General features: G+C 64.1%; 24 protein-coding genes. 11 read left to right on the top strand and 13 right to left on the bottom strand.

The annotated features are described in order from the left end of the window. Nucleotides 1–24 precede the first annotated feature (24 nt). The 6 genes from ACLI1P_RS02780 to ACLI1P_RS02755 all read right to left on the bottom strand — a co-directional run bounded on the left by ACLI1P_RS02780 (nucleotide 25) and on the right by ACLI1P_RS02755 (nucleotide 5,722). Nucleotides 25–1,107 (bottom strand): YhjD/YihY/BrkB family envelope integrity protein, encoded by a 1,083-nt coding sequence (locus ACLI1P_RS02780; RefSeq protein ID WP_296133473.1) that lies wholly within the window; start codon nucleotides 1,105–1,107, stop codon nucleotides 25–27. A gap of 65 nt (nucleotides 1,108–1,172) precedes the next feature. Then, the gene (trpS, locus tag ACLI1P_RS02775) at nucleotides 1,173–2,198 is read right to left on the bottom strand and encodes a tryptophan--tRNA ligase (RefSeq protein ID WP_408930143.1); all 1,026 of its coding nucleotides are present in this window, start codon (nucleotides 2,196–2,198) and stop codon (nucleotides 1,173–1,175) included. A 117-nt stretch (nucleotides 2,199–2,315) separates the two neighbouring features. Next, nucleotides 2,316–2,507: a hypothetical protein gene (locus tag ACLI1P_RS02770; protein WP_005322618.1), complete on the bottom strand. Its 192-nt coding sequence runs from the start codon at nucleotides 2,505–2,507 to the stop codon at nucleotides 2,316–2,318. A 51-nt stretch (nucleotides 2,508–2,558) separates the two neighbouring features. After that, nucleotides 2,559–3,530, bottom strand: a complete 972-nt coding sequence (locus tag ACLI1P_RS02765) for a trimeric intracellular cation channel family protein (RefSeq protein WP_408931967.1) — start codon at nucleotides 3,528–3,530, stop codon at nucleotides 2,559–2,561. Continuing rightward, complete coding sequence (locus ACLI1P_RS02760) at nucleotides 3,530–4,447, bottom strand: exodeoxyribonuclease III (protein ID WP_411709359.1); 918 nt, start codon at nucleotides 4,445–4,447, stop codon at nucleotides 3,530–3,532. The genes ACLI1P_RS02765 and ACLI1P_RS02760 overlap by 1 nt, the downstream gene beginning before the upstream one ends. Nucleotides 4,448–4,468: 21 nt before the next feature. Beyond that, on the bottom strand, nucleotides 4,469–5,722 hold the full coding sequence (locus ACLI1P_RS02755) for an MFS transporter (RefSeq protein WP_269954150.1): 1,254 nt from the start codon (nucleotides 5,720–5,722) through the stop codon (nucleotides 4,469–4,471). 216 nt (nucleotides 5,723–5,938) lie between these two features. On the opposite strand from ACLI1P_RS02755, the gene ACLI1P_RS02750 reads away from it, so the two are divergent. From ACLI1P_RS02750 to ACLI1P_RS02725, 6 genes are all read left to right on the top strand, one after another. Next, a complete protein-coding gene (locus tag ACLI1P_RS02750) occupies nucleotides 5,939–8,152 on the top strand; it encodes an NADP-dependent isocitrate dehydrogenase (protein ID WP_411709358.1) in 2,214 nt (737 codons plus the stop codon). A gap of 14 nt (nucleotides 8,153–8,166) precedes the next feature. Beyond that, a complete protein-coding gene (locus ACLI1P_RS02745; RefSeq protein ID WP_411709357.1) occupies nucleotides 8,167–8,844 on the top strand; it encodes a hypothetical protein in 678 nt (225 codons plus the stop codon). A gap of 12 nt (nucleotides 8,845–8,856) precedes the next feature. Further along, nucleotides 8,857–9,564 carry a hypothetical protein gene (locus ACLI1P_RS02740; protein WP_296134820.1) on the top strand — a complete coding sequence of 236 codons (708 nt, stop codon included), beginning with the start codon at nucleotides 8,857–8,859 and terminating at the stop codon, nucleotides 9,562–9,564. A gap of 185 nt (nucleotides 9,565–9,749) precedes the next feature. Continuing rightward, nucleotides 9,750–11,108 (top strand): PepSY-associated TM helix domain-containing protein, encoded by a 1,359-nt coding sequence (locus ACLI1P_RS02735; protein WP_411709356.1) that lies wholly within the window; start codon nucleotides 9,750–9,752, stop codon nucleotides 11,106–11,108. A gap of 29 nt (nucleotides 11,109–11,137) precedes the next feature. Then, on the top strand, nucleotides 11,138–13,171 hold the full coding sequence (locus tag ACLI1P_RS02730) for a M3 family metallopeptidase (protein WP_411709355.1): 2,034 nt from the start codon (nucleotides 11,138–11,140) through the stop codon (nucleotides 13,169–13,171). Nucleotides 13,172–13,254: 83 nt separating this feature from the next. Beyond that, nucleotides 13,255–14,283: an HNH endonuclease signature motif containing protein gene (locus ACLI1P_RS02725; RefSeq protein ID WP_411709354.1), complete on the top strand. Its 1,029-nt coding sequence runs from the start codon at nucleotides 13,255–13,257 to the stop codon at nucleotides 14,281–14,283. A gap of 58 nt (nucleotides 14,284–14,341) precedes the next feature. On the opposite strand, the gene ppc is transcribed toward ACLI1P_RS02725, so the two are convergent. The 3 genes from ppc to pdxS form a co-directional block, all read right to left on the bottom strand. Further along, on the bottom strand, nucleotides 14,342–17,026 hold the full coding sequence (gene ppc, locus ACLI1P_RS02720) for a phosphoenolpyruvate carboxylase (RefSeq protein ID WP_411709353.1): 2,685 nt from the start codon (nucleotides 17,024–17,026) through the stop codon (nucleotides 14,342–14,344). 69 nt (nucleotides 17,027–17,095) lie between these two features. Next, entirely contained in the window at nucleotides 17,096–17,677 is a 582-nt protein-coding gene (gene pdxT / locus ACLI1P_RS02715; RefSeq protein ID WP_411709352.1) for a pyridoxal 5'-phosphate synthase glutaminase subunit PdxT, read from the bottom strand. After that, the gene (pdxS, locus tag ACLI1P_RS02710) at nucleotides 17,671–18,573 is read right to left on the bottom strand and encodes a pyridoxal 5'-phosphate synthase lyase subunit PdxS (RefSeq protein WP_296131643.1); all 903 of its coding nucleotides are present in this window, start codon (nucleotides 18,571–18,573) and stop codon (nucleotides 17,671–17,673) included. The genes pdxT and pdxS overlap by 7 nt, the downstream gene beginning before the upstream one ends. Nucleotides 18,574–18,654: 81 nt before the next feature. Here pdxS and ACLI1P_RS02705 point away from each other — a divergent pair, with 81 nt between their 5' ends. After that, complete coding sequence (locus ACLI1P_RS02705; protein WP_411709351.1) at nucleotides 18,655–19,962, top strand: PLP-dependent aminotransferase family protein; 1,308 nt, start codon at nucleotides 18,655–18,657, stop codon at nucleotides 19,960–19,962. 31 nt (nucleotides 19,963–19,993) lie between these two features. Here the strand turns inward: ACLI1P_RS02705 and ACLI1P_RS02700 are convergent, their stop codons facing one another. The 3 genes from ACLI1P_RS02700 to ACLI1P_RS02690 are packed head-to-tail and all read right to left on the bottom strand — an operon-like array spanning nucleotide 19,994 to nucleotide 21,397. After that, the gene (locus ACLI1P_RS02700) at nucleotides 19,994–20,629 is read right to left on the bottom strand and encodes an anti-sigma factor (protein WP_411709350.1); all 636 of its coding nucleotides are present in this window, start codon (nucleotides 20,627–20,629) and stop codon (nucleotides 19,994–19,996) included. Continuing rightward, the gene (locus ACLI1P_RS02695; RefSeq protein ID WP_411709349.1) at nucleotides 20,626–21,234 is read right to left on the bottom strand and encodes a sigma-70 family RNA polymerase sigma factor; all 609 of its coding nucleotides are present in this window, start codon (nucleotides 21,232–21,234) and stop codon (nucleotides 20,626–20,628) included. The genes ACLI1P_RS02700 and ACLI1P_RS02695 overlap by 4 nt, the downstream gene beginning before the upstream one ends. Before the next feature lie 7 nt (nucleotides 21,235–21,241). After that, nucleotides 21,242–21,397 carry a hypothetical protein gene (locus ACLI1P_RS02690; RefSeq protein WP_411709348.1) on the bottom strand — a complete coding sequence of 52 codons (156 nt, stop codon included), beginning with the start codon at nucleotides 21,395–21,397 and terminating at the stop codon, nucleotides 21,242–21,244. A 177-nt stretch (nucleotides 21,398–21,574) separates the two neighbouring features. Between ACLI1P_RS02690 and ACLI1P_RS02685 the strand changes: the two genes are divergently transcribed. Both ACLI1P_RS02685 and ACLI1P_RS02680 read left to right on the top strand, forming a co-directional pair. Then, on the top strand, nucleotides 21,575–23,155 hold the full coding sequence (locus tag ACLI1P_RS02685; protein WP_411709347.1) for a cytochrome c biogenesis protein CcdA: 1,581 nt from the start codon (nucleotides 21,575–21,577) through the stop codon (nucleotides 23,153–23,155). A 10-nt stretch (nucleotides 23,156–23,165) separates the two neighbouring features. Continuing rightward, entirely contained in the window at nucleotides 23,166–23,768 is a 603-nt protein-coding gene (locus ACLI1P_RS02680; protein WP_411709346.1) for an MBL fold metallo-hydrolase, read from the top strand. Here ACLI1P_RS02680 and ACLI1P_RS02675 read toward each other — a convergent pair. After that, nucleotides 23,729–24,175 carry a hypothetical protein gene (locus ACLI1P_RS02675; RefSeq protein ID WP_411709345.1) on the bottom strand — a complete coding sequence of 149 codons (447 nt, stop codon included), beginning with the start codon at nucleotides 24,173–24,175 and terminating at the stop codon, nucleotides 23,729–23,731. The genes ACLI1P_RS02680 and ACLI1P_RS02675 overlap by 40 nt on opposite strands. A gap of 258 nt (nucleotides 24,176–24,433) precedes the next feature. On the opposite strand from ACLI1P_RS02675, the gene ACLI1P_RS02670 reads away from it, so the two are divergent. After that, nucleotides 24,434–25,753, top strand: coding sequence for an O-acetylhomoserine/O-acetylserine sulfhydrylase (locus ACLI1P_RS02670; RefSeq protein WP_296131621.1), 1,320 nt, complete (start codon nucleotides 24,434–24,436; stop codon nucleotides 25,751–25,753). Beyond that, the gene (gene metX / locus ACLI1P_RS02665; RefSeq protein ID WP_296131618.1) at nucleotides 25,701–26,900 is read left to right on the top strand and encodes a homoserine O-acetyltransferase MetX; all 1,200 of its coding nucleotides are present in this window, start codon (nucleotides 25,701–25,703) and stop codon (nucleotides 26,898–26,900) included. Before ACLI1P_RS02670 ends, metX begins: the two co-directional genes overlap by 53 nt. Nucleotides 26,901–26,907 lie beyond the last annotated feature (7 nt).

The raw sequence follows: 26,907 nt of genomic DNA, 5'->3' as shown, positions 1-26,907 counted from the left end.
TCGGGAGAGAGTTTGTGTGCGGTGCTACTTGCGGCGCAACAGCGCCCACGCGCCGGCCGCAGCGGCGCCGAGGGCAGCGCCCGCACCCAGCGCGACGCCGGCGTTCGGCCCCTGCTTGACTTCGGTGCGCACGCGGATGACCGCCTGATCCGGTACCGGCGGCTCGAGGAGCTCCAGGGACTCATGGGTCGTCGCCGTCCACGCGGAGACGTACAGGACCACGCGCCAGACCAGGTACATGACCACCATGAGGACGATGACTGGGCCGAAGACCGCGCCGGCCGGGTTGCCCGCAGCCGAGGACATGATAACGGTGGATAGCTGCTTGATCAGCTCGAAGGCCACGGCACCGATGGCGGCACCGATAAGGCCCGACTTGGTGGGCACCTTTGTGCGCGGCAGGAAGGCCACCATCCACCAGAAGACAAAGAAGTTGGCGATGAGGCCGATGGCAATACCGGCCAGGACGATGACTGCATCCATGCCGGGAAAGGAATCGATGCCGACCTGCTCGAAAATCTTTTGGGTCAGTCCGGAGGAGCCCGCCGCAGTCACGCCGAAGGCGATGATCATCGCCACGAGCAGGCCGATCAGACCCAACAGGTCGCCGAGCTTCTTGGTGAAGAAGTTGCCCGGGGCGTCGTTGGGGTCTAGGTTCCACATCGCCGAGATGCCGATGCGCAGGTTATTCATCCAACCCAGGCCGGACCATAGGGTGGTCAGGCCACCGATGCCGTACATGGCGGCGCGCTGCTCAATCGCGGTGTGGAGCAGTTCCGTGATGGAGTTGCCCAGGTCACCGGACACGGAGTCCGAAATCTGCTGCTCCAGATCCGCCATGAGGTCCGGGCGGTTAGCCAGGACCGTGGCCGTCACTGCTACCACGAGCATGAAGATGGGGAAGATGGCCAGCACCGAGAAATAAGTGATGCCCGCGGCGAACTGGTTGCCGCCCTGGCTGCCGTAGCGGTCCAGCATCTTCATGATGTGGTCGACAAAGCCGGACTTCTCACGGACCTTGTCTACCGCACCCGGCTCGTCGGCGTGGGCGCGCTCGATGCCGTAGTCGTCGGTCTTTTTCTCATCGGGTCGAGTCGATGGTGCCACGGGCAAACCCCTTTTGTGTTGTCAGTTAAGCGTCCCTCATATGCTAACCGACTATGCTATCCAACTCAGCCCCGGCGTGCTGGGAGGAAGCCCACGGCCTCGTACACCTTGTCTACCAGCGGGGTGGCAATCTCTGTGGCGCGCTCAGCGCCCTGCGCCAGGATGCGCTCGAGCTCTCCGCGGTCCTCCATCAGCTCGTCGTAGCGGGCCTTGAGCGGGGTGGTAAACGCCTCGAGTGCCTCGGCCGTATCGACCTTGAGGTGGCCGTAGCCCTGGCCGGCGTACTTGTCCACGAGAGCGTCGATAGCCTCACCCGTCAGCGCCGACTGGATGGCCAGTAGGTTGGATACGCCCGGCTGCTTGTCCCGGTCGAAGGCCACCACGCCCAGGTCATCGGTCACGGCGGACTTGATGCGCTTGGCGGAGGTCTTCGGTGCATCGAGAAGATTGACAATGCCCTTCGGGTTCGCGCCCGACTTCGACATCTTGGAGGTCGGCTCCTGCAGGTCGTAGATCTTGGCCGAGCCCTCCGGGATGAAGGCCTCCGGGACGCGGAAGACCTCGCCATACTTGTTATTAAAACGCTCCGCCAAGTTACGGGTGAGCTCCAGGTGCTGGCGCTGGTCCTCGCCCACCGGCACGTAATCCGGGGAGTACAGGAGGATGTCGGCGGCCATGAGCATGGGATAGGTAAACAGGCCCACGGTGGTGCGGTCTTGGCCCTGCTTGGCGGACTTATCCTTGAACTGGGTCATGCGGGAGGCCTCGCCGAAACCAGTCAGGCACTGCAGCACCCAGGTCAGCTCCGTGTGGGCGGGCACGTGCGACTGCACGAACAGCGTGGACTTCGCCGGGTCAATGCCCAGGGCGATAAGCTGCGCGGCGCCCGCGATGGTGCGGTGGCGCAACTCCTCCGGGTTCTGCTCCACCGTGATGGCATGCAGGTCCGGGATGAAATAAAAAGCCTCGTAGCTCTCCTGCAGGTCAATCCACTGCTTGAGCGCTCCCAGGTAATTACCCAGGTGATAGGAATCAGCGGTGGGTTGGATACCGGACAGGACACGGGAAACGGTGGAATTGTCTGCAGTCATGGTGCCTTATCCTACCCCCTAGCCCCGACGCACGGTTCACATCCTTCCCCGGCGCCGCCTGAGCGAGGGATCGAAAAATCCCCTGCCCGATTGGGCAAGGGATGCGGCGCAAGGATTTTAGAGCTTGCGGGAGGTCGGGCTGACCACGTCCATCAGGATGGCCCAACCGGATACCATCAGCGCGCCGCCCACGCCCATGAGCACGATGGGGCCGAGGAAAGCGAAGGACGGACCAACAACGGTCCACCACCAGATGCTCAGGCCGAGGATTACAGCGCCGAGGACGAAAGAAATAATTGCGCGAGCCATGAACTTTCTCCGTTGCAGATTACTGAATTTTTTGACCTAACCATAATAGCACTACTGCTTGTGCTTGGGCGCCTTGCGCTTGCCGACGTCCTCCTTATTAAAGCTCCACTGCTGCTCCACGTTTACTCCCCTCGCCCCTGGCGAGTGCCGACCGCTCGGCCGCGTAATCCACTGTTGCTTCGGCCGGCGCGCAATGCGGTTGCTCGAAAAATCGTCGTAGTCCGCCCCCTCTGCCGCAGTAGAAAAAGCTCGTGTCTTGTTCTTAAACGAGCGACTTAAAGGCCTAGTCAGCGGGCGCGTGATGGGGCTGGCATAGCGCGTGGCCGCGCCCGCCTTGCGCTTGGCTTTGCGGGCGCCATCGCGCACGATGCGCGCGGACAAACGCAGGCGCGGGTCCATCTGCTGTTCGGCATCACGATATTCGAAGACGGGCAGGCCTTTCTTGAAGTAAATCGCAGCCAAGCGGGCGATGAAACACACAGAGGCGGTGATAATCGCGGCCGGTTCCTCAGCCAAGCCGCCGTGGTAGAGCGCCATAAACAGCGCCGCGGCCAACAGCGAGATGGCGGCATAATACTCGCCGGAAAAGACCAGCGGAATGCGATCTGAAAGCAGGTCACGCAGCACGCCGCCAAAGACGCCGGAAATCACTGCAGACACCGAGGCAATAATGAACCCATGTCCCAGGTGGACCGCGATTTGGGTGCCCAGCACCGAAAAGACCGCGAGCCCCAGGGCATCCAAGATCAGGAAGAGGTGGCGGAAGTAGTGCATGAGGAAGGACATGCCTACCGTCACCACGGCCGCCACGATGACGATCACCAAATAAATGGGATGCTCAACCCAGGTAAAGGGAGGGTCATCGAGGATCATATCGCGCACCGTGCCGCCGCCCAGCGCCGTCATGGAGGCAATCATGGTGACGCCGAATAGATCGAGCTTTTGGCGGCCGGCGGACAAGGCGGCGGTCATGGACTCGGCCGTAATACCAACTACATACAGGACGGTAAATAGTGGCGTCATCAGCGGTACTCCACCAGCAGTGGGGAATGGTCGGACCAGCGCTGCTCCACGGTAGGAGCCTTATCCACCCAGGTGCGCTGCGCGCGCTCCAGCATCGGGCGGGTGGCCGCCTGGTAATCGATGCGCCACCCGGCGTTGTTATTAAATGCCTGGCCGCGGTAGGTCCACCAGGTATAGGGACCATCTTCTTCTGGGTGCAGGCGGCGGGCGACGTCGAACCACTGCGGATCTGCGGCCGGGGACCACGGCTCGCCGCCGGCGTACTCGACCACACCCTGCCACTGCCCCAGGTTCTTCTTTTCCTGCGGCTCAGCATCCGGGAACGCGCCAAAGACGTGATCCATGAAGGCGCGTTCTTCCGGCAGGTGGCCGGCCTTCTTTTCGTTGGCCTTATTATTTTTCAGGTCCTGGGCGCGGTGGCAGATATTCCAGTCGCCGCCGATGACCATGTCGGCGGGGCTGCCATCGGAGTTCGTCCGCGCCGCGTTCTTCGCCAGAATTTCCTGGAACTCGTCCAAGAAGCGGTACTTTTCATCCAACTTCGGCGAACCGGTATCGCCGGAAGGCAAGTACAAGGAGGCGACGCGAATATCGCGGGTGGTAGCCGCAATCCAGCGGCCGGCGTCGGTAAAGGAGCCGAAGCCCACTTCGACGTCGGCAAGCGGGGTGCGAGACAGGATACCGACGCCGGCGCGGCCCTTTGCGGCGGCGTCGGCAAGCGCTAAGTGCCATCCCGCCTCCAGGGCTGGGGCCAAGGCCTTTTCGGCCTGCTCCGGGGTTGCGCGCACCTCTTGCATGAGCACGATTTCGGCCGGAGTCTCCTCTAGCCAGGCGTTCATACCGGGGTTATTTTCATTGCGCTGCTTGCACGCAGCGCGGATTCCGTTGACGTTAACGCTCGCGATGGTAAGGGTCATGCCAACAGCATATCGGTATGCCTAGGCGCGGCGAGCAAGACGCTTTTTATCCCACATCGTTGCAGCCCACACCAGGCAACCCGCAGCCGCCAGGCCGGCACCCGCCAGCGCCGGGGCGGAGTAGCCCAGGCCCGCACCCACCACGGCGCCGCCAATGGTCGCACCGGCCGCATTCGCGATATTCAGCGCGGACTGGTTGAGGGCTGCGGCCAAAGTCTGGGCGTCGCCAGCCACATGCACCAAGCGCAGCTGCAGCGAAGGCACCAAGGTGGAGCCCATAAACGCTACGCAGCCAAAGCACAAGGTAGCGGGGATGGCGTGGCCGGAGAGGAAGTAGAAGGCCGTGAGGATAACGATGAGGCAGGCCAGGGCAAAGATAATGCCAAACTCCAGATTGCGGTCAGCAAGCCAGCCGCCGAAGGCATTGCCGATGGTCATGCCGATGCCATAGGCCATAAGCACCACCCAGATGAGGTTCTGGTCCATGCCGGCGACCTCGGTCATGGTCCACGAAATATAGGTATAGACGGAGAACATGCCGCCAAAGCCGACCACGCCCATGATGACGGTGAACCACACCTGGCTGTTCTTGAACGCCCCAAATTCGGTGCGGATATCGGTCTGTTTCATCTCTGTCATGTGCGGCATCAGGAAGAACAACGCAATGGCGGTGACAATGCCCAAGGCCACGACCACCAGGTAGGCAGCCTGCCAGCCCAGCGCGGAGCCGAGGGCTTGGGCGGCCGGTACACCAATCACCGTGGCGATGGCCAGGCCCATGCCCACATAAGCCATGGCCTTGCCGCGGCCGCCGGGAGGAGCCATGGATGCGGCAGAAAGGTTAGCCACGGAGAAATAAGCGCCGTGCGGCATGCCCGCAATAAAGCGCGCCACCATGAGGATGGCGTAGTTCGGCGCCAAGACCGAAAGCAGATTGCCCACCACGAGGAAGCCGATGAGCAGCAAGATTAAGCGGCGGCGCGGGAGCTTGCCGGTAAAAGCCGCAATCAGCGGGGCGCCGACCACCACGCCCATCGCATAGATGGTGATGAGCGTGGAGGCGTTTTCTTCCGAAATGCCAAAATCATCCGCGATGAGCGGCAGCAGGCCCATGGACACAAACTCCGTCGTGCCGATGGCAAACGCGCCCAGGGCCATGGCCACCATGACGATGGCGCGGCGGCGGGCGGTAATCTCCGTTTGCAACGGCAGCGGACGGCGGCGAATGCGGTGTTCGTGTGCGCTGCGCGGGCTGAGCTCATCGATGATTTTCATGGGGTGTGAGGGTACACCCAGTGCGCGACTGCAGCATGCTCGCAGCGGGGGGCTCGTGAATATCTCCACCCCTCCCGCGCATGGGTGACAGCGGCCACGCAACCCTTTTCAAGGGGCGCAAATGGGGGATCACTATCAGCAAACTGGCCCACATGCCGCCCACAAAATCGGTAATCTGGGCACTTGAACAATTTTCCAACGTTAATTAGGAGAATCATGGCAAAGATTACGTGGACCCGTACCGATGAGGCGCCGCTGCTGGCGACCTACTCCCTCAAGCCCATTGTGGAGGCCTTCGCTTCCACCGCTGGCATCGACGTGGAAACCCGCGATATCTCGCTGGCCGCCCGCATCGCCGCGCAGTTCCCAGAGCGCCTGACCGAGGAGCAGAAGGTCGAAGACGCCCTAGGGGAGCTGGGCAAGATGGCCAAGACCCCGGAAGCAAATATCATCAAGCTGCCGAATATTTCCGCTTCCCTGGTGCAGCTAAAGAAGGCCATCGCCGAGCTGCAGGCTGCCGGCTACGACCTGCCTGATTACCCGGATAATCCTTCCACCGAGGAAGAAAAGGACATCGCTGCCCGCTACGATTCCGTCAAGGGCTCCGCCGTTAACCCGGTGCTGCGTGAGGGCAACTCCGACCGCCGCGCACCGGAGGCCGTGAAGAACTTTGTGAAGAAGCACCCGCACCGCATGGGCGAGTGGTCCAAGGACTCCAAGACCAACGTTGCCACCATGGCGGACAACGACTTCCGCCACAATGAGAAGTCCGTCATTCTGGACAACGAGGACACCCTGTCCATCGTCCTGAAGACCGCCGACGGCGAGCAGACCCTGCTGCCGAAGCTGCCGGTTCTCAAGGGTGAGGTCATCGACGGCACCTTCATGTCCGCCAAGGCCCTAGATGAGTTCCTCATCGCACAGGTCAAGCGCGCCAAGGAAGAAGGCGTGCTGTTTTCCACCCACCTGAAGGCCACCATGATGAAGGTCTCTGACCCCATCCTCTTCGGCCACGTCGTCCGCGCCTTCTTCGCCGATGTGTATGACAAGTACGGCGAGGAGCTGCTGGCTGCCGGCCTCAACGGCGAGAACGGCCTGGGCGCTATCTACGAGGGCCTGAAGAACCTGGACAACGGCGAAGAAATCAAGGCGGCCTTCGATGCCGCGCTTTCCGACGGCCCCGACCTCGCCATGGTCAACTCCCACAAGGGCATCACCAACCTGCACGTGCCTTCCGACGTCATTATTGACGCCTCGATGCCCGCCATGATCCGCACCTCCGGCCACATGTGGAATAAGAACGACGAGGAGCAGGACACCCTCGCCGTCATCCCGGATTCCTCCTACGCCGGCGTCTACCAGGCCGTTATCGAGGATTGCAAGGAAAACGGCGCCTTCGACCCGACCACCATGGGTACTGTCCCGAACGTCGGCCTCATGGCTCAGAAGGCCGAGGAATACGGCTCCCACAACAAGACCTTCAAGGTGCCGGAAGCCGGCACCGTCGAGGTTCGCAACTCCCAGGGCGAGGTCCTCATCTCCCACGACGTGGAGGAGGGTGACATCTGGCGCGCCTGCCAAACCAAGGACGCCCCGATCCAGGACTGGGTCAAGCTGGCTGTCAACCGTGCTCGCCTGTCCGGCATGAAGACCATCTTCTGGCTCGACCCGGAGCGCGGCCACGACGCCAACCTCATCGAGCTGGTCAAGAAGTACCTGGCCGACCACGACACCGAGGGCCTGGACATCTCTATCGAGGACCCGGTCACCGCCACCAAGACCTCGGTCGAGCGCATCCGCAAGGGCGAAGACACCATCTCCGTCACCGGTAACGTCCTGCGTGACTACAACACCGACCTCTTCCCCATCCTCGAACTGGGCACCTCCGCCAAGATGCTGTCCGTGGTTCCACTCATGGCAGGCGGCGGCCTGTTCGAGACCGGCGCCGGCGGCTCCGCCCCGAAGCACGTCCAGCAGGTTGAGGAGGAGAACCACCTGCGTTGGGACTCCCTCGGTGAGTTCCTGGCCCTGGCTGAGTCCTTCCGCCACGAGCACAACACCAACGGCAACGCCAAGGCAGGCGTCCTGGCTGCAGCCCTGGACAAGGCCACCGAGACCCTGCTGGATGAGGGCAAGTCCCCGTCCCGCAAGGTGGGCGAGAACGACAACCGCGGTTCCCACTTCTTCCTGACCCTCAACTGGGCCAAGGAGCTGGCTGCGCAGACTGACGACGCCGAGCTGGCCGAGGCCTTCAAGCCGGTCGCTGAGGCCCTCGAGGCCAAGGCGGGCGAGATTGAGCAGGCGCTTCTCGACGTCCAGGGTTCCCCCGTCGACCTCGGCGGCTACTACGCCCCGAACGAGGAGAAGCTGGCCGAGGTCATGCGCCCAGTCGCTGCCTTCAACGAGATCATTGACGGCCTGAAGAAGTAGTTCTTCGTCTCCTCGTGTTTCCGACCGCCGCGCGTATCTACTCCGTTGTGGAGCGCGCGGCGTCGTCGTTTTCCTACGAGGACGTCCTCAACCACCACGTCGCTTTCGACGCCGCCGGGTGGCGCACGGCGTGGTCTCAGCATCCCCACCTGGGTCCTCCGCCCGCGGTGTTTGACACCGATTCATCCCGCGGGACGCTGACGCGCCGCCAGGTGTTTGCGGCCGCCGAGCGCCTCGATTCTCCGGCGGAGATTCTGTCCTTCTTCGCCACCCTCGCCGCCTGGGGAACCGGCACCAAGGGGCTGATGCGCTACCGCGTCATGACCCCACTGGCCAGCCCCACTGATACTGGCAAACTCCTCGATGCCATCGCCGGCATGCCCGCCGACCCCGTGGCCGCGTACCGCTATTTCAACAACAGCGACTCCGGTCGCGGGCGGCGCGTGCCTGGACTGGGACCTGCATGTTTCACCAAGCTGCTGTATTTCAGCCACCCGCCGCGCCCCGGCGAGGTCACCCCACTGATTCTGGATCGCTTCGTCGCCCAAGCCATGGGCTGGACCATCCACAGCGGCTGGCGCACCACCGAGTACGAGCTCTACCTCGCCTCTGTCCATGCCGCCCTTGAACGGTGGCGCCCCGACCTGCCCGCCGACGCCGTGGAATATCTCCTCTTCACCGCACGACACTGATCCGGAACTGCCATGTACCCGTTTCCTGAGATGCGCGAGTTCTTCCCGCCGCTAACGCCCGGCAGCGTCTTCGTCGTGGCTGCAGCCGACCCGCACCTGGCCCACGCGCTCATCCGCCAGGTGGAGCTCTCGCTTCCCAGTCACCCGATTCTTCCCCTGCGCCGCCCGGATCAGTCCTGGGAAAGCTACCTCGCCACCGCGCGCCGCACGGCGCAAAGCCTCGACACCGTTGCGTTCCTCCCCGTCTCCGCTGAGGTGCCTGCGGCGGTGGGACACCCGGTGGTCGCTATCAAGCGTGGCAACGCCGACCTCCTCGACCTCACCATGCTGTGGAACGGCCGACAGCGCACCGCCTCCTACCGCCTGAATGCGGAGACTGGGACGCTCCTTCCTGCCCACGCTGCAGACCTGCCCACCCACGACATTTTGCAGGAGCTCTTCTTCATCGAACCGGCCACCGTGGTGAAAGAAGCCGAGCGGAGTCTTCGTTCCTTGTTGGAAAACCAGCCCGATGTCTTTCGTAACAAACTCCGTCTCGGGGCGGGCGAAATCAGCCTGACTCGGCTCGAGTGCCAAGACATAGACAGCACCGAAAACCACATTTCGGCCGCCTTTGCTCTGTATGTTGATGTCAACCAAAACTCCACTACGCACACCATCGCAGCCACAGGAATTCCTGACGGTTATGGCGGCTTCGCCTCTTTCAATCTCGAGTTCTAGCTTTTCTTGCTTTTCACACCGAGGCCCCCAGTTAGTTAAAAAGTTTTTCAATACTTGGGAACCGAGAAACCATCGCCTCCGACTACTAGTGCAGTTGATATCAGCACCTGTCCATCGCCCTTCCTGAACGCCCCGCGAACGTTCAGCAGGGGCCCTAATCGATAGACCCCGAAAGAGCACTACCTATGAGTCGGACGGCTCTGCGATCGTTTATTCAGCGCATCCACTTCTACGGCGGCATGTTCGTCGGCCCCTTCATCCTCATCGCGGCCCTGACCGGCTGTCTTTATGCCGTGGCACCCTCCCTGGAGAAAGTCGTCTACCACGACGTATTGACGGTGCCTACCGTGGAGAAGCCACTGAGCTTGGAGGAACAAATCCAAGCCGCGCAACACGAGCACCCAGACATGCCGGTCACTCAGGTGTGGCCGGCCACGACACCGACAGATTCCACGCGCGTACTGGTGTCCGATGACAGCATCGATGAAAGCCTGCAGCGCACCGTCTTCATCGACCCCGCAACCGCCAAGATCATCGGGGACTACCCCACCTACTCCGGCATAGGCGAGATGCCGCTGCGCCGCTGGATTTCCTCCCTGCACGAAAGCTTCCACTTGGGCAAGGTCGGTGAGCTCTACTCGGAGCTAGCAGCCTCCTGGTTGTGGGTCATGGCGTGCGGAGGCCTCTACATGTGGTGGATTCGCCGCCGCCCGAAGAACAAAGCAACCGCGAACGCCGCGCAACAGCAACCCAAGCGCTCGGCCCGCTGGAAGGTCACCCGCCTACACTCCACTATTGGCGCCTGGATCTTTATCGGTCTGCTTGGCCTGTCTGCCACCGGTATTACCTGGTCAGGTCTGGCCGGCGACAACGTCGATTCCCTCGTCGAGCGCATGCAGTGGAAGGCCACTCCCATCGAGACTGCCCTCCCCGGCACCACCGCTGAAACACATGAGCACACCCGGCATGAAGGACATGCAGGACATGGGGCTGGAGGGGCGTCGTCAAGCATAAGCGTGGCTGCCGACGCCGAGCGCGTCCTCGCCACCGGCCGCGCCGAAGGGCTGACCGGACCGCTGCGCCTGTACCCGCCGGAAGACGCCCACTCCGCCTGGCAGGTCAGCGAACGGTGGGTGGAATGGCGCACCACCTCCGACGCGGTCTCCGTAGACGGCGCCACCGGAGAGGTCATCGACCGCCAGCCCTTCTCCAGCCTGCCGCTGTTTAGCAAGCTCAGCAGCTGGGGCATCTACCTCCACATGGGAATCATGTTCGGGCTGCCACTGCAGATCGCGCTGCTCGCCCTGGGCCTCGCCACCGCCGCCCTCGTGGTGCTGGGCTATTACATGTGGTGGAAACGTCGCCCGCGCTTCCTCCCGACTGCCCACTTCAGCTGGGCCACCACAGGGTTGGGCGCGCTGTTTGCAGCCACCGTGGGCGTCTTCCTGCCGCTCTTAGGAATCACCTTGGCGGCGTTCCTGGTTCTCGATGCCATCCTCATCCACACGCCACGACAGAAGAAACTAGTGAATGCCATCACATAGAGCAGGAGGCATAGGTACGGTAGTTTCTTATGACTAACCCACTGCTGACTCCCTCCACGCTGCCCTACCAGCTCCCGCCCTTTGCGGACATCAAGGTCGAGCACTACCGCCCCGCCTTCGACGAAGCACTCGCGCTTCACGACGCCGAGATCGCCGCCATCACCGATAACCCCGCCGACCCCACGTGGGAAAACACCGTCGTGGCGCTCGAGCGTTCCGGCCAGGACCTCGACCGCGTCATGGCGGTCTTCGGCAACCTCTCCGGCACAGACGTCACGGAGGAGATGGAGGACATCGCCGCCGACATCTACCCGCGCCTGGCCGCGCACATGGACGCGATGTACCAGAACGAGGTGCTCTACGCGCGGCTCAAGGAGGCCACGCCGCCTGCCGACGACGCGGAAGGCCAGCGCCTCCACGACCACCTCCTGCGCACCTTCGCGCGCAAGGGCGCCGACCTGGACGCGGCCGGCAAGGCCCGCCTATCCGAGATCAACCAGCGCCTGTCCGCGCTCTCGGAGGAATTCGGCCGCAACCTCATGGCGTCGACCCGCGAGCGCGCGGTCTCCTTCACCGAGGAGGAACTAGACGGCCTGCCCAAAGAACGTATTGCCTCCGCCAAGGCCGATGCCGAAGCACTAGGCCGCGAGGGCTATGTCCTCCCCCTGGAGCTGCCGACCGTGCAGTCGGAGCTCAGCCGCCTGGCGCGGGAGGAGGCGCGGGGGCGGTTGTATGAGGCGTCGGCAAGCAGAGGCTCCGAGAACAACATCCCGGGGCTGATCGAGGCCGTACAACTCCACGCCGAGCGCGCTGAGCTCTTGGGATACGCCACGCATGCCGACTACGTCATCGCCGAAGAAACCGCCGCGACTGCCGACGCCGCCCGGGCCATGCTCTTCGACCTCGCCCCCGCCGCCGCAGCCAACGCCGCCGGCGAGCAGAAGCTCCTCGCCGAAGAGGCCGACCTCAACGGCCAAGGCTTTACCGCCGCCGACTGGCCCTACTGGGAGTCCAAGGTCCGCGCCCGCGACTTCTCCCTCGACGAGGCCGAGCTGCGCAAATACTTCCCCCTCGACCAGGTCCTGGAAAAGGGCGTGTTCGCTTCTGCTGAGCGCCTCTACGGCATCACCGTCACCCCACGCGATGACCTCGAGGGCTACGCGGAGGGCGTTCGCGTCTGGGAGGTGATTGACGGAGACGTCAATCACGGGGATATGGGAATCGGTCTTCTGCTCACCGACTACTTCGGGCGCCCCACCAAGCGCGGCGGCGCGTGGATGAGCGAGTTCGTGGGACAGTCGCGCCTACTGCAGCGCAAGCCGGTCATCGTCAACGTCATGGGTATTACCAAGCCCGCCGACGGTTCGCAGCCGCTGCTCAGCATGGACGAGGTTCGCACCGTGTTCCACGAGTTCGGCCACGCCCTGCACGGCCTGCTTTCCGACGTCTACTACCCCACCTTCGCCGGTACCAACGTCCCCCGCGACTGGGTGGAATTCCCCTCGCAGATCAACGAGAACTGGGCGCTCGATAGGAGCTTGGTCAAGGAGTACGCGCGGCACGTGGAGACCGGCGAGCCCATCCCGGACGAGCTTCTCGACGCCATCACCGCCGCCTCCGAGTTCGGCCAGGGTTTCGCCACTTCGGAGTACTTGGGAGCATCGATCATCGACCTGGCGTGGCATTCGCTCAGCGCCGCCGAGGCTGCAGAACTCGAGGCCACTCCGGAGGCCGTCGCCGAATTCGAGGCCGAAGCCCTGCGCGCTGCTGGCTTGGATAACCCGCTCATCGCACCGCGCTACTGCTCGACGTACTTCAATCACATCTTCGCCGGCGGGTACTCCGCGGGCTACTACTCCTACCTGTGGGCCGAGGCCCTCGACGCCGACGGCTTCGAGTGGTTCAAGGGCCAGTCGGACCTGCGCGCCGCCGGCGAGAAGTTCCGCGAGGTCATCCTGTCCAAGGGCGCATCCCGCGACTTCACCGAGGCCTACCGCGAGTTCCGCGGCCGCGATAAGGACCTCGCCCCGCTGCTTAAGCGCCGCGGCCTCGCCGGAGCTTGAGTCGGGGCTAGTTATCCACAGTTTGCGCGGCCGGTGCACGCTGCCCCTGGTGGGCGGGGTGGAGTGATTCTAGTCTGAGGCTCATGAGAGTTCAGACCTTCTTCGCCGCACTCGGCCGGGCTATTGACCTGGTGGCCGAGTGCGCGGGCCTGTCTGAAGCCGACCTCGTAGCCTTTGGAGCCGCGCCTGCCGACGCCACCCAGCTCCTCTCCCTCCACCACACCTACTTCGGACCTACCCGCTTCACCCGCAAGCAACGCACCGCCGCCGACGCCGCCCGCACCCGCGGCCACGGCTTGGTCACTTTGCAGCTCATCGAATCCTTCGTGGCCAAGGTCCGGGACCACAATAAGGCCTGGGACCTGCGCGTGGAGCTGTGCCAGACCAGCGCGGAGCTGGTGGAAAACGTCGCGCGCAAGCGCTTGCGTGAGATGCGCGCGCCCCGCACGTACGCCGAGCGCGCCAAGCTCACCCAGCACGACAACGGTCTGGCCACGCTCACTGTGACGGCAGATTCGCTGGAGCTTACCGGTGTCTTCAAGGGCATCGACCAGGAACGCCCCGGCGCGAGCTTCCTGGAAAACCTCGAGGGGGGCGGCGTCAAGACCGAGGTGACAGCGATGGCTGTCCTGCAGGTCGACGACTATGCCGAGCTACTCAAGGGCAACACCGACAAGGACGGCGAGGAATTTATCGTCCGCACCACCGATGGGGCGACGATGACCGGCTCGCAGCTCGTCGAGCGCGCGATGTTGGACAAGGGCATCGTCGTGGCGGTCAGCCGCGAGCACGGCCCGCTCGATGTCTTCCGCTTCCAGCGCTTCGCCACTGGCAAGCAGCGTCTGGCGCTGGCCGCGGAGAATCCCTGCTGCGCGTGGAAAGGCTGCAAGGTACCCTTCGAAAAGTGCCAGATTCACCACATCGTGGCGTGGGCCCGCGGTGGACCAACCAACATCCTCAACCTGGTGCCGCTGTGCCCGTACCACAACGGAGTCAACGACGATGACCCCGCTGCCCCGCCTTCGCGCGGCAGGATGGACCGCATCGGCGGGCGCCCCGCGTGGCTGCCGCCTTACGACGCCTCCCCGGTCTTCACCAGCCCCTTCAACTAATCGCCGGCCCGAAACCCCGCTGGAGAGCTTCTCCTGACGGGGGCTTCGGTGTGCCTGATTAACCTGCGTTGCGCAGCGCGGTGGCCAGGCCGTTCATCGTGACCTGGATGGTCTTGGACACGAGGAATTGGTCATCGCCCTGGCGATAGCGGCGCAGCAGCTCCAGCTGGACGGCGTTGAGCGGCAGCAGGTACGGGTAGCGGCGCTTGAGCGAGCGCGCTTGGCGTTGGTTCTCGCTGACCAGATCCGCGTTGCCGGTGACCTGCAGGTAGACTTTTCGGGTGCGCTCGAATTCCTCGGAAATGAGGGAAAAGATTCGGTCGGCGGTGGCCTTATCGTCGACAAGGTTGGCATACAGGCGCGCGAGCTGCATCTCCGCCTTCGCCATGACTTGGGCCATGTTGGCGAACACGGATCGGAAGAAGGGCCAGGTGCGGTAGAGCTCGCTAAGCTCCTCCCACCGCGCCTCCGCATCCTCGCCCGCTACGTTGCCCGCTGCACTGCCTCCACCTTGAGCCACCCAGGACGTCACCGCGCTGCCCACGCCGAACCAACCGGGGATGTTCGTGCGGGACTGCGACCACGACAGCACCCACGGAATCGCGCGCAAGTCCGTAATCGCGGTGGTCTGCTTGCGGGAGGTCGGGCGCGAGCCCAGATTGAGCTCACCGATCTCGTGCAGGGGCGTGGACTGGGTGAAGTAGGAGATGAAGCCGGGGTCGTCGACAAGCTGGCGATACGCCGCGCCACTTAAAGTAGCCAGCTCGCGCATGATCTCGTAGGCACGCTCCGGGTTCGCAATGGGCTCAGTATCCAGCAGGGAGGCCTCCAGGGCACCCGAGACGAAGGCCTCCAGGTGGCGGCGCGCGGTCTCTGGGGCACCGTACTTCGCGGAGATGACCTCGCCCTGCTCGGTGATGCGCACTGCTCCCGCCACCGCGCCCTTTGGCTGGGCCAAAATCGCGTCATAGGTGGGGCCGCCGCCGCGACCAACCGCGCCACCGCGGCCATGCGCGAGGCGCAGCTCCACGCCGTGCCGCGCGCACAGCTCCACAAGCTCCAGTTCGGCGTCGTAGAGCGCCCAGTTCGCCTGCAGGTAGCCGCCGTCCTTGTTGGAATCGGAGTAGCCCAGCATGACTTCCTGGATATCACCGCGCGAGCGCAGGTGCTCGCGGTAGACCGGCACCGCCCACAGTTTTTCCAGGATCCCCGCGCCAGCCTGCAAGTCCTCGATGGTCTCAAACAGCGGCACCACATCCACCTGTTTCAACCCCACTTCCTTGAGCAGCACCATCGGTTCGAGAATGTCGGAGACGGTACCGGTCATGGAGATGATGCAGTGCGAGACCGATTCCGGCCCCAGGTCCCGCACCGCCCGTGCCGCCGCCCGGAAGATTCCGAGCTCCTTGGCGGTATTCTCGCTGAATTCGGCGTCCGGGAAGAGCAGTGGGCGGTTGGTCTGCAGTTCCTTCACCAGCAGCGCAACCTTGTCGTCCTCACCCAGCGCGCGGTACTCCTCGGCGATGCTGGCCTCCGCGAAAATCTCGGTGAGTACGTTCTCGAAGGACTCAGAATTCTGGCGCATGTCCAGCGAATACAGGTGGAACCCGAACGTCGTCACGGCGGAGCGCAACCGCGCCAAGCGGTCATCGGCGATGATGTCATCATTGAATTGGCGCAGCGAGCGGTCGATGACGTCCAGGTCCCGCTTGAGCTCGTCCGGCGACGCATACGCGCTTGCCGACGTCTCCCCCTTCACCACCTTGAGCGTCTCCTTCACGCGGTGCCGGATGCCGTAGATGGCGCGGCGGTAGGGCTCGTCGACGCGGGACTTTTCGGTGTTCCCGGAGGCGTCGGCCAGCGCGCCCAATTCCTTGGAACTGGAAGAGTAGCGATCGGACATCGAGAGCTCGCGCTCCAGCTCTGCGAGCTGCTCCTCGTAATAGCGCAGGACCATCTTCGCGGCTTTGCGGGTGGCGTAGGTAAGTGTGTGCTCGGTGACGTAGGGGTTTCCGTCGTGGTCGCCGCCGATCCAGGAACCTGGGCGCACGACGGGCGAATCAGGTAGCTGCTGGCCAAAGGTCTCGCGCATGGCGTGGCGGATAGCACGGTTGAGGGCGGGGACTTGGTCGAGGAGCGAGAGTTTGTAGTAGCGCAGGCCCACGTCCACCTCATCCTCGAGGGTCGGGCGGGCGATGCGGATGAGCGCGGTTTGCCACAGCAGGGTCATGCGCAGGTACATCTCTTTTTCAATCGCCGCCATGTCCCCGCCGCGGTGGGACTCCTTGAGCAGGTTCTTGATGCGGGTTTGGGTATCGAAGACGGTGCGGCGGCGGGTTTCGGTGGGGTGCGCGGTGAGCACGGGCGCGACGTGGGCGCCGCGGACGGTGGCGGCGGCGTCGGCGGGAGCCACACCCTCGGCCTTGAGCTTGGCAAAGGTCTTGCGCAGGGCGACGGGCGCCTCGACGGATTCGTCGTCCAAGTCCTCCGCCAGGTTGGCGATGAGCGCAAAGTAGCTAAACGCGCGGGCCACCAGGTTGACCTTGGTGATGTCGAGGTCGCGGAAGATGGCGACGAGGTCCTCCGGCTGGGCGTCGCCATGCGCGACGTCGAAAGCCATGCGGCGGGTAGCTTCGACAAGGTCGAAGACGTCCTCGCCCTCCTGCTGGGCGATAACCCGGCCGAGCACCCGGCCGAGGAATCGGATATCTTCGCGGACGACTTCTGGGGCGGGTGTGCTCACGGCAAGCCTTTCGGGGTGTGATCTGTCAGGCGGTTAGCCTTTAATGTATCCCAGACCACTCCTCGGCGCTTATAAACTTTCTAGCCACGCGGCATGCAGGCGTGAATCGCCGTTTTCTTCCGGATGGAAGCTCAAGGCGGTAACGCCTCCCTGGCGCACGCCCACCACCACATCGCCATCCGCGCCAGCGACCGTGGCGATCACCTCCACCCCGTCGCCCACGCGGGTGACGATGGGCGCGCGGATAAAACTTGCCTCCACCTCGAGCGTGCCCTCCCCCATCGCGACGGGCACGGTGCGCTCCTCGGAGAAGCGCTGGTTGCCAAAGGCGTTGCGGCGCACGGTGACGTCGACAAGCCCCAGCGTCTGCTGCCCCGGCGCAGGGTTCTCCAGCTCGCGGGCACTGTAGATGAGCCCCGCGCAGGTGGCGAAGACCGGCAGCTGCGTCTGCCGCAGCGGCTCCGCCACGCCAAAAGCCCGGGCGAGCTTGTCAATCGCACTGGACTCGCCGCCGGGCAGGATGAGCCCATCCAGGCCGTCGAGGTCCTGGGGCAGGCGCACCCGGCGCGTGGCGACGCCGAGCTCGTCGAGGATGCGCAGGTGCTCCTCGACGCCTCCCTGCAGCGCCAGGACGCCGACCGTGGCTACCATCCGCGCTCAGCCAGGCGGTGCGGCGCGGGGACGTCGTTGACGTTGATGCCCACCATGGCTTCACCCAGGCCGCGGGAGATCTTCGCCAGCTCGGCCGGCTGGTCGTAGAGGGTCGCCGCCTTCACTATGGCCTCCGCACGCTTGGCGGGCTCGCCGGACTTGAAGATGCCGGAGCCAACGAACACGCCTTCGGCGCCCATCTGGCGGACCAAGGCGGCGTCGGCAGGCGTGGCCACGCCACCGGCGACAAAGAGCACTACCGGCAGCTTTCCGGTCTCCGCCACCTCAGCGACGAGGTCATACGGGGCCTGCAACTCCTTGGCCGCAACGTAGAGCTCATCGCGGTCAAGGTTTTTCAGGCGCGCGATTTCACCCTTGATGGTGCGCAGGTGCTTGACGGCCTCGGAGACGTCGCCAGTACCGGCCTCGCCCTTGGAACGGATCATGGCCGCACCCTCGGTGATGCGGCGCAGAGCCTCGCCCAGGTTCGTCGCACCGCACACGAACGGCACGTCGAAATCCCACTTGTTGATGTGGTTGACGTAGTCGGCCGGGCTGAGCACCTCGGACTCATCGATGAAGTCCACGCCCAGCTCTCCCAGAATCTGCGCCTCGACAAAGTGGCCGATGCGCGCCTTGGCCATAACGGGGATGTCGACGGCCTCGACGATGCCCTCGATAAGCTCCGGATCCGACATGCGAGCCACGCCGCCCTGGGCGCGGATATCGGCCGGCACGCGCTCCAGCGCCATGACGGCAGAAGCACCCGCGTCCTCCGCAATGCGCGCTTGCTCCGGGGTCACGACGTCCATGATGACGCCGCCCTTGAGCATATCGGCCAGTCCACGCTTGACGCGCGTAGTGGCGCGTCCCTGTTCATTCTTCTTATCAGTCATAGCTCACATCATGGCCCCGAAAAGTGGTCCAAGACAAGAGCCATTTTCCGGGTGTTGGATTAGACCACTTATGATGGGTCTGTGTCTTTCCACCTCGACCCATCTGATACGCGCGCGCTGCCGGTGCAGATTGCTGAAGCCCTCCGCGCCCAAGTGGCCGCCGGGATTCTGCTGCCGGGCGAGCAGGTTCCGTCCACGCGCACCCTGGCGCGAGATTTGGGCATTTCCCGAGGCAGCGTGGTTACCGCCTACGAGCAGCTCACCGCGGAGGGCTACCTCACCGCGGCGGTGGGGTCGGGTACTGTCATCAACCCGCACCTGCCCCACGCCCGCGCGCCGCAGCCCCATCCGGCGCCCGCACCGCAGCCGGCCCCACCCCGCGTGGAGCTCACGCCGGGGTTGCCGGACACCGCCGGCATCCTCACCCCCGAATGGAGGGCGGCGTGGCGCAAGGCCGCGGTGGAACCCACGGGGGACCTGCCGCGGGAGGTCGCCGCACACCTGCGCCACATGCGCGGGCTCACGGTCGACCCGGCCTACGTGGTGGTGACCGCCGGGGCACGCGACGGACTGTCGGTGCTGCTGCGCGCGCTGGGCGGCACCCTCAGGGTGGGGGTGGAATCGCCGGGCTACCCCAGCCTGCGCCGCGTGCCCCAGGCCTTGGGCCACGTGCTTGTCGACGTCCCCACGGACGCCGAAGGCGTCACCGTCCCCACCGTGGACCTCGACGTTCTCATCGTCACCCCCTCCCACCAGCACCCCTACGGCGGTTCCTTGCCGGCCGCACGGCGCGGCGAGCTCGTAGAGTGGGCACGGGCGAACGATGTGCTGATCGTCGAAGACGACTTTGACTCCGAGCTGCGGTATGTGGGCCAGCCGCTTCCGGCGCTGGCGGCGCTCGCCCCGGAGCATACGGTGCTGTTGGGTACGTTTTCTTCGGTGATTTCGCCGTCGATTGCTTGCGGCTATCTCGTCGTGCCGCCGGAACTGCGCGCGAGCGTGGATCAGGTGCGCGAGGTCTTTGGCCAGCCGGTCGGCGCCATCCCCCAGGCGGCGCTGGCGAATTACCTGGCCAGCGGCGCGCTGCGCCGGCACACCGGCAGAATGCGCCGCGCCTATAAGCGGCGCCGCGACCTCGTCCGCGAGGCGCTGGCGGATTCCCCCGCCACCCTCCTGCCCATCCACGGCGGCCTCCACGCGGTGTTGCTGTGCGATAACGCCGTGGTAGAGCGCGCCGCGACCCTCGGGCTCACGCTCACCCCGCTCAGCGACTACTGGGGAGGTGCCACCGCCGAGGAGGGCGTGGTCTTGGGCTTCGGCCACTTAAGCGACGTCGAACTCGCCGCCGCGCTGGAGCTGGTCAAGCAGGCTTTAGCTAGCGGACACTGAGCAGGTCTACGCTGAGATGGCCCGCACCGGCCTAGCTTGCGCTGGCCAAGGTAACGGTGGCGAGGGTGCGGCCGGTGGGGCGCTCGCTGCCACCTGCAGGTTCCTCGGTGACCATGACTTTGACCGCCGCCCCTTCAAAGGGCATCCACACCCCATCGTGTGGGTCCTGGCCGATAACCCCCGCTGAGGCCATATCGCCGTCGGCACTGACAGCCCACACTTGGGCTCCCATGCCGTCAGCGAGCTGGGGCTGGCCATCCACCATCGCGCCGGATTTCGCCATCGACGCGGAGGAAACGATATCCAGTTGCGCGCCCGACGCATCAGCGTCGCCCTTTATGAGATCCTCTGCGCCCATAATTTTGTGCATCGATTTCTCGCCCGGCGATTCGGCTTCTACTCGCGCACTATCCGCCGCATCGGGCTGGCCCAACTGCAGAAGCTGCGGCGCGGCAACCACGCCCACCACGAACACTGCCGCGGCCGCTGGCACTGCCACGAAAGCTCGCCAGCGGCGTCGTGGAAGCTCGATCACCTCGGCATCGGAGGTTTCGGCGCCAATGTCCGCAAAAACAGCCTCTTTCATTCGCGCTGGCGGGTGCACGTCGGGGAGGGAATCGAGGAAGTCATCGAAAGTCTCATCAGAAAACTCGTGCGTATTGCTCATTTTCCCTCCTTTCCGAGGACCGCTTTTAACTTCTTAACACCATCGCGCACGCGCGTTTTCGCCGTACCCAGCGGTACACCCGTTGATTCTGCCAGTTCAGCATGCGTCAGGCCATCGAAAAACGCGAGGGCGACCGCGGTGGAATGCGGTTCCCCGATCTCCTCGATAGCCCGACGCAAGTGCTGAGCTTCTACATGTCCTAGGGCCTCATCTTCGAGGGGCTCAGCGTAGGTAGCCTGGCCTAGCATCGCATCGCGGTCGTCACGCTGCACCGCTGCAACGTGGCTACGCAGCTTATCGACGGCTCTCCCATGCGCCAATCTACCTACCCAGGAGCGAGCATTTCCCCGCTGCGGGTCGAACTTCGCCGCTGAAGTCCATACTTCAACGAAGATGTCTTGAGCGACTTCCTCCGCGAGGGCGGGATTGCGAAGAACACTCAGGCACACGCTGTACACGGTGGGCGCGAGGGCGTCGTAAAGCTCGCTGAAGGCATGCTTGTCTGCCGCAGCGGTCTGAACGAGCAAATGGTTCAGCCGCGTGTGTTCATCAGGTGACAACGCAGGCACAGGTGTAGAGCTTACCTCCAGCAGCGGAGCGGGCATGGCAGTTTTACTTGCTCATTTCCTCGCTCATCATGGCGTCAGAGCTGGGAGCCATCATCTCCGAGCTGGGTTCCATGTCCATCTCTTCTTTTTTATCGTTGCAGGCAACCAGCCCACTGGCGGCAACGGCAAGTGCAGCGGCGGTCGTAACAAACTTCTTCATTTCGGTGCTCCTTTTCAAGCTTTCGGGTCCGGCCTTTCCGGGCCCTGTATCTCACCATTCGGAGCCACCCCACCGAGTGGATTGGATGGATGTAAAAGAGTTTGTCCCAATCCGTTTATCGCTTGTGTTCCGAACTGGTTGCATACCCATACCGCACCACAAGCGAAGGAGCACAGGATGTTATCAACACTATTCATTGGGTTTACCGGTGGTCTTATCACCGGCATCTCGCCTTGTATCTTGCCGGTCCTACCTCTCGTCCTCGCAGTCAGCGGCGGCTCACGGTGGCGGCCATGGCAGGTCGTCGGCGGGCTGGTGACGAGTTTTAGCCTCGTCACGCTCTTTGCCACAACGCTGCTCAATGCCCTGGGCCTGCCCGCCGACATTCTGTGGAAGGTGGGAATCGCGCTACTCGTTCTCGTGGGCCTGGGAATGGTGTTCCCCCGCGTGCAGGAAATCCTCGAGTGGCCTTTCCAGAAGCTCCCGAAAGCCGGCAGCCTGCAAGCCAAAGCCCGTGACAAGAGCGGTTTCGTCGTCGGACTAGCCATGGGGATTGTCTTCGTTCCCTGCGCAGGCCCGGTATTGGCCGCAATCTCAGTGGCGGGTGCCACCGGGACTGTCGACGCCCACATCCTCACCCTCTGCCTCTCCTTCGCCCTCGGCGTGGCGATCCCACTGCTAGCTTTCGCCTTAGGCGGCAACGAAGTGGGCAACCGCGTCGATGCCTTCCGCTCTCACCAGCGCGGCGTGCGCATCACCGCAGGAGTTGTGGTGATCGCCATGGCCGGCGCTATCTCCCTCGGCGCACCCGCCTGGCTGCAGCACAAACTCCCCAGCATCAACGTCGAAGCCACCCCCGTTGAGCAGGCCGCCCTCACTGCGGAAGGGACCCCAGTTCCTGCGTTCGCAGGATTGACCGGCTGGTTCAACACGGATGCCCCCGTCGATCCGCGCACCTCCGGCAAGGTCACGCTCATCGATTTTTGGGCCTACGCGTGCATCAACTGTCAGCGCAACAACACCCACCTGACCAAGCTTTATGCACACTACAAGGACTACGGCTTCGACATCATCGGCATCCATGCACCGGAGTACGCCTTCGAGCACGAGGCCGACAACGTGCGCCGTGCGGCCCGCGAGCAGGGAATCGAGTATCCGGTGGCGCAGGACAATGACTTCGCCACCTGGAAGAATTTTGAGAATCGGTACTGGCCGGCGCATTATCTCGTCGATAAGCACGGCATGCTACGCCACTCCCACCATGGCGAGGGTGACTACGCCGAGACCGAGCGCCTCATTCGTGAGCTTCTTATCGAGCGCGACCCCTCCGTGGCTCTACCCGCACCGATTGAGGCCGCCGATGCGCATAGCACGCCGCGTTCACCGGAGACGTACCTCGGCACCGCACGCGCGCAATTCTTCGCCCATGCCGACTATCGCAATGGCACGCACCAGTTCGCCCTGGGTAATCCTCTGCTGGAACAGTATTCACTGGGCGGCACGTGGACACTGGCTGACCAGCCCATTAGTGCCGGCTCCAACGCACGCCTACGCCTCAACTACCGCGCCGCATGGGTACAGTTGGTTACTTCTGGACGCGGAACCATCCGCCTGCATCGCGCTGATGGTTCGGTACGCACCTTCGACATCACCCAGGACGGCACGGTGGATCTTATTCGGGAGCCCGAGAACCACACCGAAACTATCGAGCTGGAAGTAAGCGAAGGGCTCTCGCTGTATTCCTTTACTTTTGGCTAGCGTGGGGCCCATGAAGATTTCGCTGCATGGACAATCCACCGTCGCCGTCGAGGCGCCTGAGGGCCGCATCGTCATCGACCCGGGCCCCTTCTCCGACTTGAGCTGCCTCGAGGGCGCCGGCGCGGTGTTGCTGACTCACGCGCATGCTGATCACCTCGACGTCAATGCCGTGCGCGCCACCGGCCTGCCAGTGTGGGGAACGCAGGAGGCCGTCGACGCCGTCGGCTCCGGCAACGCCGTGCATGCGGGTGAGACGTTTACGGTTCTAGGCCTTGAGATTCAGGCTCTGGGCGGCCTCCACGAGGAGATCCACCCCAACATCCCACGCCCGGAGAACCTAGGCTACCTCTTCGGCGGGGTGCTCCACCCGGGCGACCAGTGGTGCGTCCCCGAGGGGCGCACGGTCGAGGCGTTGTTGCTGCCCATCGCTGGGCCGTGGGTGCGCGGGGCGGATGCGGCGGACTACGCCATGCGCATCGGTGCGCGGCTGACGGTGCCGATTCATGATGCGGTGCTTTCCGACGTCGGCAAGCGCGTCACCGATGGGATGCTCCACAGCGCAGGCGTCACCGGCTATCGGCGCCCCGCGCTGGGCGAGCCCATCGACGTGTGACGCACCACCTGCACGATAGCCCCAAGGAGTACTCCAGGAAGGAACATAGTCAGCCAGAACAGGACGGCTCCCACTGCATCGAGGCCCGAGCCGTCACCCCCTGGTAGGAGGGCATAAACAATCTGCGCGAACACAACAACCGTCGCTAGAACCGTCACCTCTAAGAAAGCGGCGGCCCAGCCATGCGCGGTGGCGACAACTGCGGCGACAATGATTGCTGATACAACAATTGCTACCCATAAGCTGCTATCTGAATCCGGAAGCAAGAAGAACAGGCCCGTAACAACTACACCCGCAACAAATCCCACCCATGGAGCACGGGGACGGGTGGTGTCGCGTTTTCCTAAAGACCAAGTGAGAAAAGCCAGGACAGCAAGTGGGATGAGTCCGAAAAGTGCGGTCAGCATGAGAGATAGTTCCTTTCCTGATGTGAACTTTCTTCTGATGTTAACTTCGCTTGCGCATAAAAAAGGGGATCATATGAAACGATCCCTTACTGTGACCTGCATGGACCTGCACGTTAGCCGGTCACATCCGTAGACATAGTGCCTCCTACAACCACGCCTACCGAACCAACCGCTCGGTCTATTTTTATTCCGCCGCTCGCCTGCATTTTCCGGTAGGCCACTTACAGTTCTGAACCGCTTGGTCTAGCCTTGCCTGGCATGAGCACCAAGTACGATAATTCCGCAGTCTCCGAGTGGTCTTTCGCCACCCGCTCCCTCCACGCCGGCCAGAACCTAGACGGCTCCACCAACGCACGCAACGTGCCGATTTACCAGACCACGTCCTACGTCTTCAACGACGCCGAGCACGCGGCCAACCGCTTCAACCTCTCGGACGCAGGCCCGATTTACACCCGCCTGACCAACCCCACGCAGGACGCGCTGGAGGCGCGACTCGCCTCGCTGGAGGGCGGCGTGGCCGCCGTGGCTTTCGCCTCCGGTCAGGCCGCCGAAACCGCGGCCATCTTGAACCTTGCTTCCGCCGGCGACCACATCGTGACCTCCCCGCGTCTCTACGGCGGCACCTCCACCCTCTTTACCGTCACCCTCAAGCGCCTGGGCATCGACGTCACCCTGGTGGAGAACCCCGATGACCCGGCCTCCTGGCAGGCCGCCGTGCAGCCGAACACCAAGGCCTTCTACGGCGAAACCTTCGGCAACCCGGTCGCCGACGTCCTCGACATCCTCGCCGTCGCCGAGGTCGCGCACAACAACCAGGTCCCGCTCATCGTGGACAACACCATCGCCACCGGCGCGCTGGCCCGCCCGCTGGAGCTGGGCGCGGACGTCGTCGTGGTCTCCACCACGAAGTTCTACACCGGCAACGGTTCCGCCATTGGCGGCGCCATCATCGACGGCGGTTCCTTCGACTGGACCGTCGAACGCGACGGTACGCCGGTCTTCCCCTACTTCGTCACCCCGGACGAGGCTTACCACGGCCTCAAGTACGCCGACCTGGGTGCGCCGGCCTTCGCCATCAAGGCGCGCGCGGGCCTGCTGCGCGATACGGGCGCTGCCATTTCCCCGTTTAACGCCTGGCTGACGCTCAATGGCATTGAGACGCTGCAGTTGCGCGTCGAGAAGCACAATGCCAACGCCCAGGCCGTGGCTGAGTACCTGGAGGGCCACGCCAAGGTCGCGAAGGTCAACTACGCGGGCCTGGATTCCTCGCCGTATAAGGAGGTCAAGGAGAAGCTGGGCTATGCCTACACCGGCTCCGTGCTCTCCTTCGACATCGACGGTGGCCGCGAGGAGGCCTGGGCGTTTATCGACGCCTTGAAGCTGCACTCCAACCTGGCGAACATCGGCGATACCCGCTCTCTCGTTGTGCACCCGGCCTCCACCACGCACTCCCAGTCCGACGAGGAGGCGCTCAAGGCCGCGGGCATTACCCAGGCCACGGTGCGCCTGTCGGTGGGCATCGAGGATGTCCAGGATATTATTGCTGACCTCGAGCGCGGGTTCGCGGCCATTGGTTAGCGCCGTCCCGGAGCTCGCGCCCGAGGGCGAGCTGACCCAGGTTTCCATCGGCGATTTCACCACGGAAGCAGGCGCCGTGCTTGACGACGCCACCCTGGCCTACCAACGCTGGGGTGCCTTCGCCGGCGACCCGGACGGGGTCAACAACGTCCTCCTCGTCGAGCACGCGCTGACCGGCGACTCCAACGTGGCCGAGTGGTGGTCCGATTTAGTTGGCCCGGGCAAGGCGTTGGACACCACGAAGTGGTGCGTTATCGCCACCAACGCCCTCGGCGGCTGCAACGGCTCGACCGGGCCGGGCAGCCTGCACCCGGACGGAACTCCCTGGGGCGGGCGCTTCCCTGCACTGTCCATCCGGGACCTCGTCGAGGCCGAGCACACCTGCCTGCGCGAGCTGGGGATTTCCCGCGTCCACGCGATCATCGGCGGCTCGATGGGCGGGGCGCGCACGTTGGAGTGGAGCCTGCTCCACCCGGAGAGCGTGTCCGCGGTGTGCGTCATCGCGGTCTCCGCTAGGGCGTCGGGCTGGCAGATCGGCATCCAGTCCGCGCAGATTTCCGCCATCGAGCGCGACCCGTTCTGGCACGGCGGCAACTACTACCGCACGGATAAAACCCCACGTGACGGGCTGGCGGCCGCCCGCCGCATCGCGCACCTGACGTACCGCGGCGAGCAGGAAGTCGACGAGCGCTTCGGCGCCTCCGCGCAGCAGGGCGAGAATCCGCTGGGCCCCTACCGCAAACACACTCAGCGTTTCGCGGTGAACTCCTACCTGGACTACCAGGGTGCCAAGCTCACCGAGCGTTTCGACGCCGGCTCCTACGTCGTGCTCACCGAGGCGCTCAACCGCCACGACGTCGGCCGCGGGCGCGGCGGCCTCATCAAAGCGCTGGCGGCCTCCCAGGCGCCGACGATGGTCGTGGGCGTGGACACGGACATCCTTTACCCCTATCACCAGCAAGAGCACATCTCCCGCAACGTCAATCAGCTGCTGGCCATGGCCAAGGTGGTCTCCCCCGTGGGCCACGATGCCTTCCTCACCGAGACCCGGCAGATGAACCGCATCCTGCGCAACTTTCTGCTGCTCTCGGCGCCGAATGGCCTCGACGTCGGCCCGGCGTACGTGGGCGACGAATACTACATCTAGATCGGGC

It is taken from the genome of Corynebacterium tardum (assembly GCF_046717785.1).
GTDB lineage: Bacteria > Actinomycetota > Actinomycetes > Mycobacteriales > Mycobacteriaceae > Corynebacterium.
The sequence above is the reverse complement of the archived record's forward strand: the minus strand, read 5'-3'. Positions and strand labels throughout refer to the sequence as shown.